The sequence below is a fragment of the Actinospica robiniae DSM 44927 genome (assembly GCF_000504285.1).
Lineage (GTDB): Bacteria > Actinomycetota > Actinomycetes > Streptomycetales > Catenulisporaceae > Actinospica > Actinospica robiniae.
Genome location: NZ_KI632511.1, coordinates 8,117,085 through 8,132,777 on the forward strand (window position 1 = coordinate 8,117,085; position 15,693 = coordinate 8,132,777).

Consider the following 15,693-nt stretch of genomic DNA (forward strand, 5'->3'; position numbering starts at 1 on the left):
GCCGGAGGTCGCAGAGCGCTGAGGCGCGGCGGGCGGGAAGGGCGCGTCCGCGCCGTCGGCGGGCCTCTCCAGGCCATGATAAACCCGAATGGAGCAACCCGGAACCACTGTCAGAAAAAACGCTGATGGACTTTACTTCGGCCCAGTACATCAGTCGTCGTGAGATCATGACAGCGGACGAGTGTGCGGCCTGGCATTACGGCTGATGACGCGTCAGCTGTAAGCGATTCCCCAACGGTGCGTCACCACTTGTCCGGGCTCGATGCGGATCAGATCGGTACCGGAGTTGAATGCGTCCGGGGGCGCGGACATCGGCTCAATGGCGACCGCGGCGCGCTTGTGCGCTCCGGCCAGCGCGTCGCCTGTGAACACCTGGACCCACTCGAGTCCGCGATCGAGCCAGAGAGTGACCGTGCCGCCGTCCGCCGCGCTCAGCCTGATCCGGCCGAGTCCGTCCAATTCCCGCTGCAGTCCGCCGAACGCGGTGTCGAGCGTGGAGCCCGCGAGCGGGCGCTGCTTGCGGAAGTCATAAGGGCTCGAATCCACATCGAAAGCGCCGACGGGAATCATCCGATCGTCTACGGCGAGATAGCGTTCGGCCGGAAGATGCAGGCTCCACTCGTCCGCCGCGCCCTCGTGCGGTTCGACCCCGGGCGTGAGGTACGGGTGCGCGCCGAGACCGTACGGGGCGGTCCGCTCGCCGACGTTGCGCGCCTCGATCAGAACACTCAGACCGTCGTGCCCGACCCGGTAGTCCGCGGCCAGATCCAGCGTGTGCGGGTAGCCCGGCGCCGGATGCAGCCGCACCGTCAGGCGCACCCGGTCGGCCGCCTGCTCGGTCGCCTTCCACGGCAGCCAGCGGGTCAGGCCGTGGATCGCGTTGCCGGTGGCCGGTTCGCTCACGTCCAGCTGCCGCCGCTCGCCGTCGAACTCGTACACGCCCGCGGCGACCCGGTTGGCCCACGGCAGCAGCAGCTGCCCCGCGCCCGAATGGACGAACTCGCGCTCTCCGTAGCCCGCAGCCAGCGGCCGGCGCGGGCCGTCGCCGTCGTATTCGAGAACGCGCAATCCGGCGCCCACCTCGGTCACCACCGCGCGGTATCCACCGCCGTACAGCTCGAACTGACGGCCCGTCGGAAGCGCCGCACCCCCGTGCGGGGCGGGTGACTGTTGCTGCGTTTTCACGTCGTCCATGAGTGGATACTCTCGCACACGCGGGCGTCGCGGCCGCAAATGCTCGCGCACGCGACAGCCGTCCGGGCGCGGAGTCAAGGGGGGAGAAGCACCGCGCGGTCGGACGGCTGTACCGTCGTTCACGCTAGTGGCGGGCCGGTGGGACCGGAAAGCGGCATTCGCGTGATTTGGGGAAGTCTTTGCCGAGTCCGGGTGAAACCTACACGCACGTACCCTCCGGACCTGCCGGAGGGCCGCCGAGGGGCCATCGTCTAAGCTTTCGGCCATGAGCGCCGAGCCCGAGTCCGAGCCCGACACCACGCCCCCCGCGCACTCCGGCGCCCCCGCGCCCGGGTCGGCCCAAGCCCCCCGCGACGCGGTGTGGACCATCCCGAACGCGCTGAGCGTGCTGCGGCTGCTCGGCGTGCCGCTGTTCCTCTGGCTCATCCTGCAGCCGGCCTTCCACGGCCCGCACCTGGACGGCTGGGCGATCCTGGTGCTCGCGGTCGGCGGCCTGACCGACTACCTCGACGGCAAGATCGCCCGGGCGATGAACCAGACCAGCAAGCTCGGCGCGGTGCTCGACCCGGCGGCCGACCGCCTCTACATCCTGGCCACCCTGGTCGGCCTGGCCTGGCGCGAGATCATCCCGATCTGGCTGGTGGTGCTGCTCGTCGGCCGGGACGTGCTGATGTCGATCCCGCTGGCGGTGCTCAAACGGCACGGCTACGGCGCGCTGCCGGTGCACTTCCTCGGCAAGGCCGCGACCTTCAACCTGCTCTACGCCTTCCCGCTGCTGCTGCTGGGCGACGGGCACAACGCGCTCAACGACGTCGCCGGGGCCATCGGCTGGGCCTTCGCGATCTGGGGCACCACGCTGTACTGGCTGGCCGCCGGGCTCTACGTGGTGCAGGTGCGCCAGGTGGTGCGCGAGGACGCGGCCCGGGCCTGAGCGCCGCGGGTATCCGGGTGGCCGGCGGATGAACCGCAGGTGGCGCGGGGCGATCGCTTAGGCCGAAGGGCCGAACGAGGGGTTTCTCACGCCGTCCCCCTCGATTATCGCCCGGCTCAGGGGGCAGGGGTAAAAAGCGCGCAGAGCGTCCAATCGGGCGACTCGCAGCGCGCCTACCCCGTGGATCCACGTGGGATCCGCCGACGACCTGGGAGCGTAAAAACCCGTGAAAGCCGTCGTGATGGCCGGCGGAGAAGGCACCCGGCTGCGGCCGATGACCTCCTCCATGCCCAAACCGCTCTTGCCGGTGGCCAACCGTCCGATCATGGAGCACGTGCTGCGCCTGCTGCGCCGGCACGGCCTGACGGACACCGTGGTCACCGTCCAGTTCCTCGCCTCGCTCGTGCGCAACTACTTCGGCGACGGCGAAGAACTGGGCATGTCGCTGTACTACGCCAACGAGGAGGTCCCGCTCGGCACGGCCGGCTCGGTGAAGAACGCCGAGGAGCAGCTGTCCGGCGAGACCTTCCTGGTGATCTCCGGTGACGCGCTCACCGACATCGACCTCAGTGCCCTGATCGCCTATCACAAGGCCAAGGGCGCGCTGGTGACGGTGTGCCTGACCCGGGTCCAGGACCCGGTCGAGTTCGGCATCACCATCACCGACGAGGAGGGACGGGTCGAGCGCTTCCTGGAGAAGCCCACCTGGGGCCAGGTGTTCTCGGACACCGTCAACACCGGTATCTACGTGATGGAGCCGGAGGTCTTCGACTACTTCGAGCCCGGCACCCAGGTGGACTGGTCCAGCGAGGTCTTCCCGCAGCTGCTGGCCGAGGGCAAGCCGATCTACGGCTACGTCGCCGAGGGCTACTGGGAGGACGTGGGCACGCACGAGTCCTACGTCAAGGCGCAGGCCGACGTGCTCACCGGCGCGGTCGAGACCGAGATCGACGGGTTCGAGACCGCTCCGGGCGTGTTCGTGGCCGAGGGTGCCGAGATCGACCCGGCCGCGATCCTCAAGGGCCCGTGCTACATCGGCCCCTACGCCAAGATCGAGGCCGGCGTGGAGCTGCGCGAGTACACCGTGATCGGCTCCAACGTCGTGGTCAAGGCGGGGGCCTTCCTGCACCGCGCGGTCGTGCACTCGAACGTCTATATCGGCCCGCAGGCGAACCTGCGCGGCTGCGTCATCGGCAAGAACACCGACGTGATGCGCGCGGTCCGGATCGAGGACGGCGTCGTGGTCGGCGACGAGTGCCTGATCGAGGAGGAGTCGGTCCTCTCCGGCGGCGTGCGGGTCTACCCGTTCAAGACGGTCGAGGCCGGCGCGGTCGTGCACTCCGACGTGATCTGGGAGCAGCGCAGCTCGCGTTCGCTCTTCGGTCCGCGCGGCATCAGCGGCGTGATGAACGTCGAGATCACCCCGGAGCTCGCGGTCCGGCTCGCCGGGGCGTACGCCACCACGCTGAAGAAGGGCGACACGGTCACCTGCGCGCGTGACGGCTCCCGCGCGGCGCGCGCCCTGAAGCGGGCCGTGATCGCGGCGCTGACCTCCAGCGCCCTGAACGTGCGCGACCTCGAGTCCGTACCCACCCCGGTGGCCCGGCTGCAGACCGCGCACGGCTCGGCCGGCGGCGTGCTGATCCGCACCACCCCGGGCGTGCCCGACTCGGTGGACATCTCCTTCCTGGACTCCTCCGGCGCCGACCTCTCGCCCGGCGGCCAGCGCAAGCTCGACCGGATCTACTCGCGCGGCGAGTACCGGCGCGCGTTCCCCGGCGAGATAGGAGACCTGGGCACGCCCTCGCGCATCTTCGAGAGCTACGTGCAGGAGCTGCTGGCCCGGGTGGACACCTCAGGGATCGAGGACGCCGGCCTGAAGATCGTGGTCGACGTCGGCGGCGGCGCGGCCGGGCACGTGCTGCCCTCGCTGCTCGGCCGGATCGGGGTGGACGCGTTCACCGTCAACCTCGGCATCGACGAGGCGCACCCGACCGAGTCGCCGGGCGAGCGGCACACCGCGCTGCGCCGGCTCGGCGCGCTGGTGGCCTCCTCGGAGGCGGCCTTCGGGGTCAGGTTCGACCCGGTCGGCGAGCGGATCTGGCTGGTGGACGACACCGGCGCGCGGATCGACGAGGACCGGGCGCTGCTGGTCATCCTGGACCTGGTGGCGGCGGAGAAGCGCGGCGGCCGGGTGGCCCTGCCGGTGACCACGACGCGGGTGGCCGAGCAGGTCGCGGGGTACCACGGGGTCTCCATCAACTGGGTCTCCACCGCGCCGGACCAGCTGACCACCGCCTGCGGCGAGTCCGGCACCATCTTCGGCGGGGACGCGCGCGGCGGATTCATCGTGCCCGAATTCCACCCGGCCCTGGACGGCATCGCCACCTTCATCAGGATGCTGGGCCTGATCTCGCGCACCCAGCTGACGCTCTCCCAGATCGACGCGCGCATCCCGCACGCGCACGTGCGCCGGATGGACGTGCCCACGCCCTGGGCGGCCAAGGGCATGGTGATGCGCACCGTGGTCGAGGCGGCCGAGGGCCGGGAGATCGACACCACCGACGGCGTGCGCATCGTCGAGGCCGACGGCAGCTGGACCCTGATCCTGCCGGACCCGGCCGAGGCGGTCACCCACCTGTGGGCCGAGGCCGCCGACCCGGACGCGGCCGACCGCCTGCTCGGCGCCTGGGCCGCGGTGGTGGAGCGCTCGGGGAGTTAGGCCGCGCGTAGCCGGCCGGCTCCCGGCGGCTCTGCGCGGTACCGGTCGCGTCACAGCGTGGTGACGTCGGCCGGGCCGCCCGCGCCGCGGTGCCCGCGGGCGCGAGTGGCGTGTGGAGCGGTGAGCCGCGGACCCGGTAAGGTCACCGCATGGCCCGCGCGGGGTAGGCGGGCGATGGTCAACCGAGAGAGCGATGGAAGAACCGTGACGACGACGCCCGAGGACCTCAAGTACACCAGCGAGCACGAGTGGGTGCGCGGCACGGGCCCGGCGGTGGAGGTCGGCATCACCGACTTCGCCCAGGACTCGCTCGGCGACATCGTCTTCGTCACCCTGCCCAAGCAGGGCGAGTCGGTCACCGCGGGCGAGCCGTGCGGCGAGCTCGAGTCGACCAAGTCGGTCAGCGACATCTACGCGCCGCTCACCGGCACCGTGACCGAGGTCAACGCGGCGCTCGAGGCGAACCCCGAGCTCGTCAACTCCGACCCGTACGGCGAGGGCTGGCTGTTCAAGGTCGAGCTGGCCGACGGGGTGTCCGTCGACGATCTGCTGGACGCGGCCGGCTACACCGCCACGCTCGGCTCCTGACCGGCGCGCGCCGGACCGGCACCGGAGGGCGGCGGGGCGTGCCCCGCTCAGGCCCGCCGTCGTGTCGGTTGACCGGGCCCCCGACGGGGCTCTAGGTTTCGATGCATTGTCAGCTGAGTACCCATTACTCCGACGAGTCCGCGAATCCGACGGGGGCCTAGGCGCCCCTGACCGCAGCAGGAGGTCAATCGATGCCACCGTCGACAGGCGTGGATCCTTCGCTGTGCACGCGGTGCGGGCACGTGAACACGCCCGGCAGCCGGTTCTGCTCGAACTGCGGCAACCCCCTGGTGGCCAGTCAGCGGCCGACCGAGGTCACCTCCACCATCACCTTCGGCGCCCTCGGGCTGGCCGAGCCGCCGGACGAGACCGGCGAGGTGCCGGCGTACGAGGAGTTCACCGGCGCCGCCCTCGTGGTGCGCCGCGGCCCGAACGCCGGCAGCCGCTTCCCGCTCAGCACCGAGGTGACCACGGCCGGGCGGGCGCCGGACAGCGAGATCTTCCTGGACGACGTCACCGTCTCGCGCCGGCACGCCGAGGTGGCCCGGACCGCGCAGGGCTTCCTGGTGCGCGACGTCGGCTCGCTCAACGGCACCTACGTCAACCGGGAGCGGATCGAGGAGCTGCTGCTCGCCGACGGCGACGAGGTGCAGATCGGCAAGTACCGCCTGGTCTTCCACGCCGGCCGCGGCTGAGCCGGGTGGCCCACGGCGCCGGGCGCGGGTCCGGCGAGCCACGGGTGCGGGGTCTGACCATCGGCGAGGCCGCGGCCAGGCTCGCCGGGGAGTTTCCCGGACTGCGCCCGGAGACGCTGCGGGCGATGGAGCGGCACGGCTTGCTCGCGCCGCGGCGCACCCCCTCCGGCTACCGCCGCTACACCGAGCTGGACCTCGAGACGGTCCGGCGGATCCTGCTGGAGGCCTCGGCGGCGTACGCCGAGCCGATGCCGACCCCCGCCCCGGTCGCGCCGCCGGCGGCGGTGCCCGCGCCACGCCCGACGCAGCCGGTCGCGGCGGCGCGAGCGGAGATCTCCGGCGCGTCCGGGGCAAATCACCCATTACCGCCGGATTCACCCGCCGGTCCCGCGCCCGCCGCCGAGGCCCCGGCCACCCGCCGCCGTTCCCCCAGGTGGCCGGAACCGGAGTATTTCGCGCCCGAGCTCGGCGAGGTCGCGCTCGGCCCCGAGGGCCTGGCCCGCGCGGCCGGGCTGGAGGCGCACCGGGTGGCCGAACTGGCCGGATTCGGTCTGATCAGCGGCGCGCAGCCGGCCACCGGCGCGGATCTGCTCGTCGCCCGGGCCGCGGCGGACCTGCTCGAGCACGGGATCGAGCCGCGCCACCTGCGCCCGGTGGTGGTGGCCGCGGGCCGAGCGGCGGCCCTGATCCGGGCCGCCGGAGGCGGGTCCGCGCGCTCCGGCACGGCCCAGGCCGCGGCGGCGCTGGTGCGGCTGGAGGCGGCCCTGCTTCGCGCTGCGCTGTTGGACGACTAGGCTGGTAACCGTGAACGAGCTCGATGTCGTTGGAGTGCGCGTCGAACTGCCCTCGAATCTGCCGATCGTGTTGCTGCGGGAGAGCTCCGGTGAGCGCTACCTGCCGATCTGGGTCGGCCAGTCCGAGGCGCAGGCGATCGCCGCGGCGCTGGAGGGCACCCAGGCGCCGCGTCCGCTCACGCACGACCTGTTCCGGGACACGCTGCGCGCGCTCGGCCGCCGGCTGACCGCGGTGCACATCACGGCCCTGCGCGGCGGGACCTTCTTCGCGGAGTTGCTCTTCGACGGCGGGGTGACGGTCTCCTCGCGCTCGTCGGACGGCATCGCGCTGGCCCTGCGCTGCGGCGCGAAGATCTACGCGGCGGAGCCGGTGCTCGCGGAGGCGGGCATCCTGCTCCCCGACGACCAGGAGGACGAGGTCGAGCGCTTCCGCGAGTTCCTCGACCAGGTCTCTCCGGAGGACTTCGAGTCGTAGGCGCGCAAGGCCGCGGCGCGGCCGGTGCGTCACCGGTTCGGACGGTTCGGCGGGCGCCGGGGGATTGGCGGGCCGGTGAAGCGGACAGGACCGAAGTCGGGACCCGCCCGGGTGCCGACGGCCGGCATGCGCCCGCGAGGGGTGCGCGAAAGCGGGAGCGGAGGTGGCTGTGGGCGCGCGGGATGAGGCGGTCGCGGGGCGTGAGACGCCGCCGGGGGCGGGCGGCACGTTCGGCTACCGCGGCACGGTCGCCTGCGCGGCGGCCGGGGTGACCTACCGGCAGCTCGACTACTGGGCCCGCACCGGGCTGGCCGGGCCCAGCCTGCGCAGCGGCTCCGGGCCGAGCGCGTCCGGCCTCTACAGCTTCCGCGACGTGGTCATCCTCAAGATCGTCAAGCGCCTGCTGGACGTCGGCGTCTCGCTGCACAACATCCGCGCCGCGGTGGCCCACCTCGGCACCCGCGCGGCCGCGGAGCTGGCCGGGATCACGCTGCTGAGCGACGGCGCCGGGATCTTCGAGTGCACCTCGCCGGGCGAGGTGATGGAGCTGCTCCAGGGCGGCCAGGGCGTGTTCGGCATCTCCGTGGGCGCGGTCTGCGCCGAGGTGGAGGAGGTGCTGCGGCGGCTGCCGGGGGAGGAGCCGGCCGGCGAGGCCGGGCCGCCCCGCGCGGTGCTGCCCCCCGGCGTGGTGGACGAGCTGGCCGCCCGGCGCCGGTTCCGGGCGGGCTGAGCGGCCCCCGGCGGGGCCTCAGGCGGCCGCGGAGCCGTCCAGCAGGGGCGCGAGACGGACCAGCGCCCGGACCGTGCTGCGCACCTCCAGCAGGTACTTGGTGGCCGAATAGTTCGACAGCGGCAGCCGCGGCCGGTTCGTCGGCAGCGCGCCGACGGTGTCCACCTCGACCCCGAACGGCAGCGCCAGGATCCGCACCGCCGCGAGGTGCTGCGGCAGGACGTAGATCGCGGTGCTGATCAGCAGCAGCCGCTCGCCCGGGCGCAGCGCCGCCACGTGCCGGGCGAAGAAGGTGTAGGAGTCGGCCGTGTCCGCCCGGCGCGTGCCCGGCCGCGACGAGGGCGCCGCCACCACGCGCACCGGCAGGCCGTCGGCGGTCCGGTAGTGCTTGATCCCCCAGGTGCCGCCCACGTCCTCGTGCCGCTCGCCCTCCTCGTGCTCCGGCGGCCCGAGCTCGAACGCGCGCCGGGTGCCGGCGTCTAAGGCCTCGTATTCCTCCCGCAGATCGCCCCAGCCGAGCTGCTCCGCCTGCTCGAACTCGTTGCCGGCGAACGGCCGGTGCGCGCCGAGGGTGGTGACCTGGCCGGCCGTGATCTCGCCGCCGCGGATCAGCTCCGCCGCGTACGACGGCCGGGCCACGCAGGCGCGCACCAGGCCGCCGAGCATCAGCATGTGGTCGTAGCGGCGGTGCCGCGGCGCCTCGCCGCGCAGGCCGAGCGCATTGGCCGCGGCGATCACCAGCTCGCTCTGGTGCGGCGTCAGATCCAGCTCCGCGGCCAGGTTGCGCTCGAGACCCTGCCGGGTGTCCCACTGCTCGGTGAACAGGTCCAGCTTCGCCAGCCGGTCCGCGAGCGGAGCCCGGCCGCCGGCGTAGTCGGCCGGATCGCCGCCGAACAGGCGCACCAGCGCGGCCAGCGGCGCCGAGCCGAGCCAGCCCTCGACGTCGGCGCGCAGGTCGCCGCTCGCGCCGATCAGGGGCAGCCGGGCGAAGGCGGCGGGCTCGCTCATGCCGGCCAGCCTAGCCGCCCGCGCGCCGGCGCCGTCGAGCCGCGCCGGGCCGGCGGAAGCAGGGGTCGAATTCAACGGTAAACCCTCGTCCAAATTTCGGCATGGATTGCGTGACCTGCCGGTATTGCCCAGGAATACATTGACCCGATGCGGGCAAACTGATAGAAATGCAAGGTGCGACGGATCCGGTTGACCACAAGGGGATACATCGACTTCGGTCGAGTCTGGTCGGCTTCCTGTCACGGCTGAGCGGGCGAGCGCGACCCGTCGAGGTCGGCGACCAGCCGACGCGTGCGACAATGGGCGCAGCTCCCTCGCGGTTCATTCTCCCCCGGCCGCACAGAGACGGATTTCGCCATGCCCGTTGAGTTCCTCGGATACGCCGCCACGAATGACGGTTCTGAGACGCGTCCGCGCAGCGGTCCGAGTTTCGACCCCGACTACACCGTCCGCCTCGCCCGGGCCCATGAGGAATGGGACTGGGACCGGGTGCTGTTCGCCTACGGCTCCGGCAGCCCCGACCCGGCGCCCGCCACCGCCTACGTCGCGGCGCACACCGAGCGGCTGCAGTTGCTCCTCGCCCACCGCCCCAACGTCTCCTACCCGACCTACGCCGCGAAGACCTTCGCGACGCTGGACCGGATCAGCGACGGCCGGCTGTGCGTGCACTTCATCACCGGCGGCGACGACACCGAGCAGGCCCGGGAGGGCGACTTCCTGAGCATGGCCGAGCGCTACGCCCGCACCGGCGAGTACATCGGCATCGTCAAGCGGGCCTGGACCGAGCGGGAGCCGTTCAGCCACCACGGCTGGTATTTCGACTTCGACGAGTTCGTCAGCGACGTCTTCCCGGCCGGCGACCGGCGTCCGCTGGTCTCGGTCGGCGGCTGCGTGCCCGAGGCGTACGCGGTGGGCGCGGCCGAGGCGGACGTGTACTGCCTGTGGGGCGAGCCGCTGGACCGCACGGCCGAGCAGATCGAGGCCGTGCGCGCGGCCAGCGCCGCGGCCGGGCGCGCGGTGCCGCCGCGGATCCAGGTGGCCTTCCGCCCGATCCTGGGCGCCACCGAGGAGCAGGCCTGGGAGAAGGCGCACGGGATCCTGGCCGCGATCAAGACCAACCGCCGGCTCTCGGTGGTCCCCGCGCAGAGCACCGGCACCCGCCGGCTGATCGCCATCGCCGGCCACAGCGAGCGCTTCGACCGCGCGCTGTGGACCCCGGCCGCGCTCGCCACCAAGGGCGCGGACAACTCCAACGCGCTGGTGGGCACCCCGGAGACGGTGGCCCAGGCCCTGCTGGACTACTACGACCTGGGCGTGGAGATCTTCTCCGCCCGCGGCTACGACCTGCTCGAGGACGCGATCGAGTTCGGCCGGCACGTGATCCCGATCGTGCGCGAGGAGGCGGCCAAGCGCGAGGCCGCCCGCGCCGCCCGCCGCTCGTCCGCCGGCGGCGGAACCGGCGCCACGCCGCGCGGGATGGCCGCCTGAGGCGGCGGGCGGGGATATTCTCGGGTGTATGACGTCGCCCGACGATGCCTGCGTCCCGTTCGAGTACGGCGGCCGGCGCTGGGAGATCCCGGTGCGGCTGATCCGGGCCCGGCAGGAGTGGGAGACCGCGCACGCGCTCTGCCAGCAGCTGCAGCGGCGCACGGACGAGGCCTCGCGCGCCGCGTACGACGCGGCCTGGGACCGGCGGATGGCAGCCACGCTGCGACTCGGGCGCGATCCCTGGCTGACGGCGCATGAGAACGGACGGCATGAGGCCGACGCGGCGCTGCGGGCCTGCGCCCGGTCAGCCACTATTGAGACAGTGCCTTGACGCGTTCTACGTCTAGAGCGATTTGATCGGCTGGGTGCTCGTGGGCCTCGGTGGCTTGTCGGGTCGGGGTGGTCGTCGGGCTGCGGGCGGCCGCTTCGCGTCGCCCGTTTATCTGACCACCCGTTACCTTTTACGTGTCCCCGCAATGGGGGCGCCTGGCCTCCGGGCCCGGTATGGCTCTGCCACCCTGCCGTGTCTATGGCCTTGGGCGTGTTGCCGCCGGGTTTTGGAGCACTGCCTGACCGCTGATAAGGGGCCTGGTCCGCATCCCGTGCCCGGCGCAACGCCGGGCGTTTTCTCGGGGCGGCCTGTGTAACGTGGTTGCCGGCTGCGGTGCGATGGTCGAGGCCAGGGCCATGCGAAGTAGAAGGCGGCGAGCGTGTACGACACCAGCGGTATCGGGGTCTTCCTCGGCCTGGACGTGGGCAAGGGCGAGCACCACGCCCACGGGCTGACCCCGGCCGGCAAGACCGTCTACGACAAGCGCCTGCCGAACACCGAACCGAAACTGCGCGCCCTGTTCGAGAAGCTGATCGCGAAGTTCGCCACCGTCCTGGTGATCGTCGATCAGCCCGCGAACATCGGCGCGCTGCCGCTGAGCGTCGCCCGCGACGTCGGCTGCCAGGTCGCCTACCTGCCCGGCCTGGCCATGCGCCGCGCCGCGGACCTCTACGAGGGCGAGGCCAAGACCGACGCCCGCGACGCCGCCGTGATCGCCGACGTCGCCCGCACCGCACCCAGGGCGCTGCGCACCCTGACCGTGCTCGATGAGACCGAGGCGGAACTGGCCATGCTCGTCGGGTTCGACCAGGACCTCGCGGGCGAGTCGACCCGCACCTCCAATCGGCTGCGCGGCCTGCTCACCCAGATCCACCCCTCCCTCGAACGCGTCCTGGGCCCACGCATCCAGCACCAGGCCGTCCTCGCGCTACTCGCCCGGTACGGCTCCCCTGAACTGCTCGCCGAGGCCGGCACCCGACGCATCGTCAAACTCCTGAAACCCCTGGCCCCGCGCCTGGCCGAGCGCCTGGCCGAGGAGATCGCCGAGGCCCTCGCAGAACAGACGGTCGTGGTGCCCGGCACCCGGGCCGCAGCCCTCGTCATCCCCTCCCTCGCCCGCCAGCTGACCGAGATCCTCGCCCAACGCCGCACGCTCGAGGGACAGCTCAGTGCCCTGCTGGAGGCCCACCCTCTTTCCCCGCTCCTGACCTCGATGCCCGGCATCGGGATCAGGACCGCCGCGACCATCCTGACCACCGTCGGCGACGCCGCCACCTTCCCCACCGCCGACCACCTCGCCTCCTACGCAGGACTTGCCCCGGTCACCAAGTCCTCCGGCAGCTCCATCCGCGGCGAACACGCACCCAGACGCGGAAACCGGCAGCTCAAACGCGCCATGTTCCTCTCCGCCTTCGCCGCCCTGGCCGACCCCGACTCCCGCGCCTACTACGACAAACACCGCGCCGCAGGCAAAACCCACACCCAAGCAATCATCCGCCTCGCCCGCAGACGCATCAACGTCCTCCACGCCATGCTCCGCAACGCCACGCTCTACACGCCCCACACCGCCACCACATAACCCGAGCAACACCCACCCACATGCCCGTTACAGCGAGCAGCCCAGACTTGACGGAAGACATAGGGGCACGCCCACCCGTTACGTTGGTGGGGTGGGTTGCAGTTTCAAGATCTCGCCTCCGGCGGAGGCCCTTCTCTCGGAGAGAGATGCCGGGTTCGCGTGGGTGCTGTTGTTGGTGGGGCGGGTTGGGGTTTGGGGTGGTGGGGTTGCGGGGGTGTGCTCTCTCCTCGGTCGGTCCCCGGAGGCAATCAGGGACCTGCCGGGAGGTCAAGCGGCGGCGGCCTGCGCTGGTGGTGGATTGTGCATGGCGCCGCTTGCTTGAGATTTAACCTCGGCGAGATCGTTTCTGGGGGAGTTTCGGTGTTCTGCTGACGCGCGGCACGGCCACCTGCGATTCTTCGTTTCTGTCGAAGGATACGAAGAAGGTAGGTGGCCGTGGGTCTCATGATGCCATGCCGTGAGGAGCCCGGCCAGTCCCGCGCGGCCGGGGGCGGGGGGTCGTTGAAGGTTCTGCGGGGGTTTCGGGCCGGGGTGCACGGCTGCTTCGCGCGGCGCGCGGATTCTTTGTTCGATCTCGTCGATGCGGTACTCGCGACGGACGGTCGGGTGCGCTCGCTCGCCGAGTTGTCGCTGCAGCGGCCGTTTCGTCGTGGTCACGGGGCCCTGTACGACGCCGTGGCCAGTGGCGAGATCGACGTGCCGGCATTGGCCGGATTGATCACCAGCGTGTGGGAACCCTTGGATGACGGACCGTTGAAATTCGCGATCGATGTCTCTTCGTGGCATCGTCCGCACGCCGAGTGCGCACGCGAGCGCCACCACTGCCATCACTCGTGTGCGTGCGGCAACCGGCGCGGCACCGTGCCGGGATGGCCGTACTCGGTCGCGGTCGGGCTGGAGTGGGGCGCGCACTCGTGGTGCGCACCGCTCGACGCGCGCCGCCTCGCCGTGGCCGAGGACGCGACCGCGGTCACCGTCGCGCAGGTCGAAGCGGTGCTCGAGCGCTGCGCCGCCGCCGGGCTCTCGCACGGGCGCCCTGCCGCACTGTTCGTGTTCGACTCCGGCTACGACCTGACCCGGATCGCCTATCTGACCGCCGGCCGGGGCCTGGAGAGGCAGATTCTCGGACGGGTGCGCCGCGACCGGGTCTACTACGGCGACCCGGTGCCGCGCCCGCGCGGTGCCCCGGGACGCCCGCCCGTGCACGGCCGACGCTTCGCGATCGCCGACCCGGGCACCTGGCACGACCCGGACCTGCGCGTCGAGCGGGACTCGCCGCGCTGCGGGCGCACGATCGTGACCGCCTGGCACGGGCTGCACCAGAAGCTCGAGCGCCAGGGCGCCTGGCGCGAGCACGCGCAGCAACTGCCGCGCCTGCCCGGCACCCTGATCAGGGTCCAGACCCAGCGCCTGCCCGGCGGCCGCGCACCGCAGGACCTGTGGCTCTGGCACCACGCGAGGCCCGGGACCGGGTTCGACCTCGATCAGCTCTGGACGGCCTATCTGCGGAGATTCGATATCGAGCATACATTCAGGTTCTTCAAGCAGTCGCTCGGCTGGACCGCGCCGCAGGTGGGCACCCCGGAGCAGGCCGACCGCTGGACCTGGCTGACCATCACCGCATACACCCAGCTCAGGCTCGCCCGCCGGCTCGGCGCTCACCTGCGCCTGCCCTGGCAGCGCCCGACACCCCCAGACCGGATCCCGACACCCGGCCGGGTCCGCCGGGGTTTCCCCGTACTGGCACGGAAAATCGGCACCCCCGCCGCAAAGCCGAAACCCACCACCGCCGGCCCCGGCCGCCCGACGGGCACGACCCGGCCACCGCGCACACGCCACCCAGCCGGTAAGAAGACCGGCACAAGCCATGAACGAGCGACATCGAAAACACCCGACCATGATCACTAATGGTTAAATCTTAAGGCTTGACCTCCCGGCAGAACCCTGATCGGGCTTCGCCTGCCCGACCGAGGAGAGAGCCCACCCCCTGGGGGAGCGGTGCGAACTGCACTCGGGCCGGCGCGGGTGGCCCGGCCGCGCTTGATGTCGAATTCTGCAGCGCCCTGATCCGAGCATCGCGATCCTCGATCCGCGCGAGTGAGTCCCGTGGTTCGGCTGTGCGTGTGCTGAATCCTGCACGATGGATCCGATCATTCCGATCCCAGACCTCGCGGAGGAATCCCGCAGGCTGGCGCCCGATCCGGAAGAATTCTGCAGTACTCTCATGCGGCCACCCGATGCCCGATCCGTCCGAAGGGTCGGTGCTCGTCTCGCGCTTGCTGATGAATAGTGCATCGCCTTGGTGCGGTCGGCCCCGATCCCAGACCTCGCTGCAGAATCCCGCAGGCCGGCCGCGTTCGATGCGGAAGAATCCTGCATCGCCCTGATCCGAGCATCCCGACCCTCGATCCGCGTGAAGGCGCCGGTGCTCGGGTCGCCTGGCGCGGTCGCAAGCCGAGGGGAAATCCTGCACCGCTTTCGGCCCCACCCCGTCCACCACCCTCCCGTCACAAGCCCCGACCCTCGTACTCTTCCATGCTAGACGCCACCACCGACAAAAACCGCGTATCCGGCCTTTGCCGGAAAAGAAAAAATACGGGAGATTTCCGGGCACTCGGGCGCGCTCCCCGGCGTTGAACGAGTAGAGAAGAAGACAGCGGTCCAGAACGGTGATGCAGGATTCTTCCGCACCGCGCGGCCGGGCCACGGGCCGGGACTCAGCCCGAGCGCAGCTCGCACCGGACCCTCAGGGGGTGTGTTCTCTCCTCGGTCGGGCAGGCGAAGCCCGATCAGGGTTCTGCCGGGAGGTCAAGCGGCGCCATGCAGAATCGAGCATCAACCCAAGTCACCGCCGCTTGAGCTCCCGGCAGGTTCCTGATTGCCTCCGGGGACCGACCGAGGAGAGAACACACCCCCGCAACCCCACCATCCCGAACCCCAGCCCGCCCCTCCAACGGCAGCACCCCACAGACCCCGGCACTCTCTCCGAGGGAAGGGCCTGCCAGCGGCGACTTTCGATCTTGAAACCGCAGCTCGCCCGCCAACGTAACGGGTGGGCGGGTGGTCAGACGAACCGGACGACGCGAAGCGCCCGCCCACACCACGACGACCACCCCGACCCGACGAGCCACCACGCCCACGCCCCCACGAGCACCCAG

The 15,693-nt window shown here is 71.6% G+C and carries 13 protein-coding genes; 11 read left to right on the forward strand and 2 right to left on the reverse strand.

Features of this window, described 5'->3' with window-relative positions; genetic code table 11:
* Positions 1 to 213: 213 nt before the first annotated feature.
* A complete protein-coding gene (locus ACTRO_RS35060; protein ID WP_051451852.1) occupies positions 214 to 1,194 on the reverse strand; it encodes an aldose 1-epimerase family protein in 981 nt (326 codons plus the stop codon).
* A 265-nt stretch (positions 1,195 to 1,459) separates the two neighbouring features.
* Between ACTRO_RS35060 and clsA the strand changes: the two genes are divergently transcribed.
* The 7 genes from clsA (at position 1,460) to ACTRO_RS35095 (ending at position 8,129) form a co-directional block, all read left to right on the forward strand.
* Positions 1,460 to 2,125, forward strand: coding sequence for a cardiolipin synthase ClsA (gene clsA, locus ACTRO_RS35065; RefSeq protein ID WP_084316744.1), 666 nt, complete (start codon positions 1,460 to 1,462; stop codon positions 2,123 to 2,125).
* A gap of 226 nt (positions 2,126 to 2,351) precedes the next feature.
* A complete protein-coding gene (locus ACTRO_RS35070; RefSeq protein ID WP_034270166.1) occupies positions 2,352 to 4,847 on the forward strand; it encodes a mannose-1-phosphate guanyltransferase in 2,496 nt (831 codons plus the stop codon).
* A 174-nt stretch (positions 4,848 to 5,021) separates the two neighbouring features.
* The gene (gene gcvH, locus ACTRO_RS35075; protein WP_034270169.1) at positions 5,022 to 5,435 is read left to right on the forward strand and encodes a glycine cleavage system protein GcvH; all 414 of its coding nucleotides are present in this window, start codon (positions 5,022 to 5,024) and stop codon (positions 5,433 to 5,435) included.
* A gap of 191 nt (positions 5,436 to 5,626) precedes the next feature.
* On the forward strand, positions 5,627 to 6,130 hold the full coding sequence (locus tag ACTRO_RS35080) for a double zinc ribbon and FHA domain-containing protein (protein WP_034270172.1): 504 nt from the start codon (positions 5,627 to 5,629) through the stop codon (positions 6,128 to 6,130).
* 44 nt (positions 6,131 to 6,174) lie between these two features.
* Positions 6,175 to 6,924, forward strand: coding sequence for a MerR family transcriptional regulator (locus tag ACTRO_RS48365; RefSeq protein WP_034270174.1), 750 nt, complete (start codon positions 6,175 to 6,177; stop codon positions 6,922 to 6,924).
* Positions 6,925 to 6,934: 10 nt separating this feature from the next.
* Positions 6,935 to 7,399 carry a bifunctional nuclease family protein gene (locus ACTRO_RS35090; protein ID WP_034270177.1) on the forward strand — a complete coding sequence of 155 codons (465 nt, stop codon included), beginning with the start codon at positions 6,935 to 6,937 and terminating at the stop codon, positions 7,397 to 7,399.
* Positions 7,400 to 7,562: 163 nt separating this feature from the next.
* Positions 7,563 to 8,129, forward strand: a complete 567-nt coding sequence (locus ACTRO_RS35095) for a MerR family transcriptional regulator (RefSeq protein WP_084316746.1) — start codon at positions 7,563 to 7,565, stop codon at positions 8,127 to 8,129.
* An 18-nt stretch (positions 8,130 to 8,147) separates the two neighbouring features.
* Here the strand turns inward: ACTRO_RS35095 and ACTRO_RS35100 are convergent, their stop codons facing one another.
* Positions 8,148 to 9,137 carry a hypothetical protein gene (locus ACTRO_RS35100; protein WP_063628329.1) on the reverse strand — a complete coding sequence of 330 codons (990 nt, stop codon included), beginning with the start codon at positions 9,135 to 9,137 and terminating at the stop codon, positions 8,148 to 8,150.
* A gap of 357 nt (positions 9,138 to 9,494) precedes the next feature.
* Here ACTRO_RS35100 and ACTRO_RS35105 point away from each other — a divergent pair, with 357 nt between their 5' ends.
* The 4 genes from ACTRO_RS35105 (at position 9,495) to ACTRO_RS35120 (ending at position 14,443) form a co-directional block, all read left to right on the forward strand.
* On the forward strand, positions 9,495 to 10,625 hold the full coding sequence (locus ACTRO_RS35105; protein WP_034270180.1) for an LLM class flavin-dependent oxidoreductase: 1,131 nt from the start codon (positions 9,495 to 9,497) through the stop codon (positions 10,623 to 10,625).
* 28 nt (positions 10,626 to 10,653) lie between these two features.
* On the forward strand, positions 10,654 to 10,956 hold the full coding sequence (locus tag ACTRO_RS35110) for a hypothetical protein (protein ID WP_034270182.1): 303 nt from the start codon (positions 10,654 to 10,656) through the stop codon (positions 10,954 to 10,956).
* Between the two features lie 379 nt (positions 10,957 to 11,335).
* A complete protein-coding gene (locus tag ACTRO_RS35115) occupies positions 11,336 to 12,535 on the forward strand; it encodes an IS110 family RNA-guided transposase (protein ID WP_034263005.1) in 1,200 nt (399 codons plus the stop codon).
* Between the two features lie 501 nt (positions 12,536 to 13,036).
* Positions 13,037 to 14,443, forward strand: a complete 1,407-nt coding sequence (locus ACTRO_RS35120; RefSeq protein ID WP_084315835.1) for an NF041680 family putative transposase — start codon at positions 13,037 to 13,039, stop codon at positions 14,441 to 14,443.
* The last annotated feature ends 1,250 nt before the right edge of the window (positions 14,444 to 15,693 follow it).

Coding starts and splice junctions, on each gene's coding strand:
- ACTRO_RS35060 (WP_051451852.1), bottom strand. CDS start 1,194: ATGGACGACGTGAAAACGCAGCAACAGTCACCCGCCCCGCACGGGGGT.
- clsA (WP_084316744.1), top strand. CDS start 1,460: ATGAGCGCCGAGCCCGAGTCCGAGCCCGACACCACGCCCCCCGCGCAC.
- gcvH (WP_034270169.1), top strand. CDS start 5,022: ATGGTCAACCGAGAGAGCGATGGAAGAACCGTGACGACGACGCCCGAG.
- ACTRO_RS35080 (WP_034270172.1), top strand. CDS start 5,627: ATGCCACCGTCGACAGGCGTGGATCCTTCGCTGTGCACGCGGTGCGGG.
- ACTRO_RS35100 (WP_063628329.1), bottom strand. CDS start 9,137: ATGAGCGAGCCCGCCGCCTTCGCCCGGCTGCCCCTGATCGGCGCGAGC.
- ACTRO_RS35105 (WP_034270180.1), top strand. CDS start 9,495: ATGCCCGTTGAGTTCCTCGGATACGCCGCCACGAATGACGGTTCTGAG.
- ACTRO_RS35110 (WP_034270182.1), top strand. CDS start 10,654: ATGACGTCGCCCGACGATGCCTGCGTCCCGTTCGAGTACGGCGGCCGG.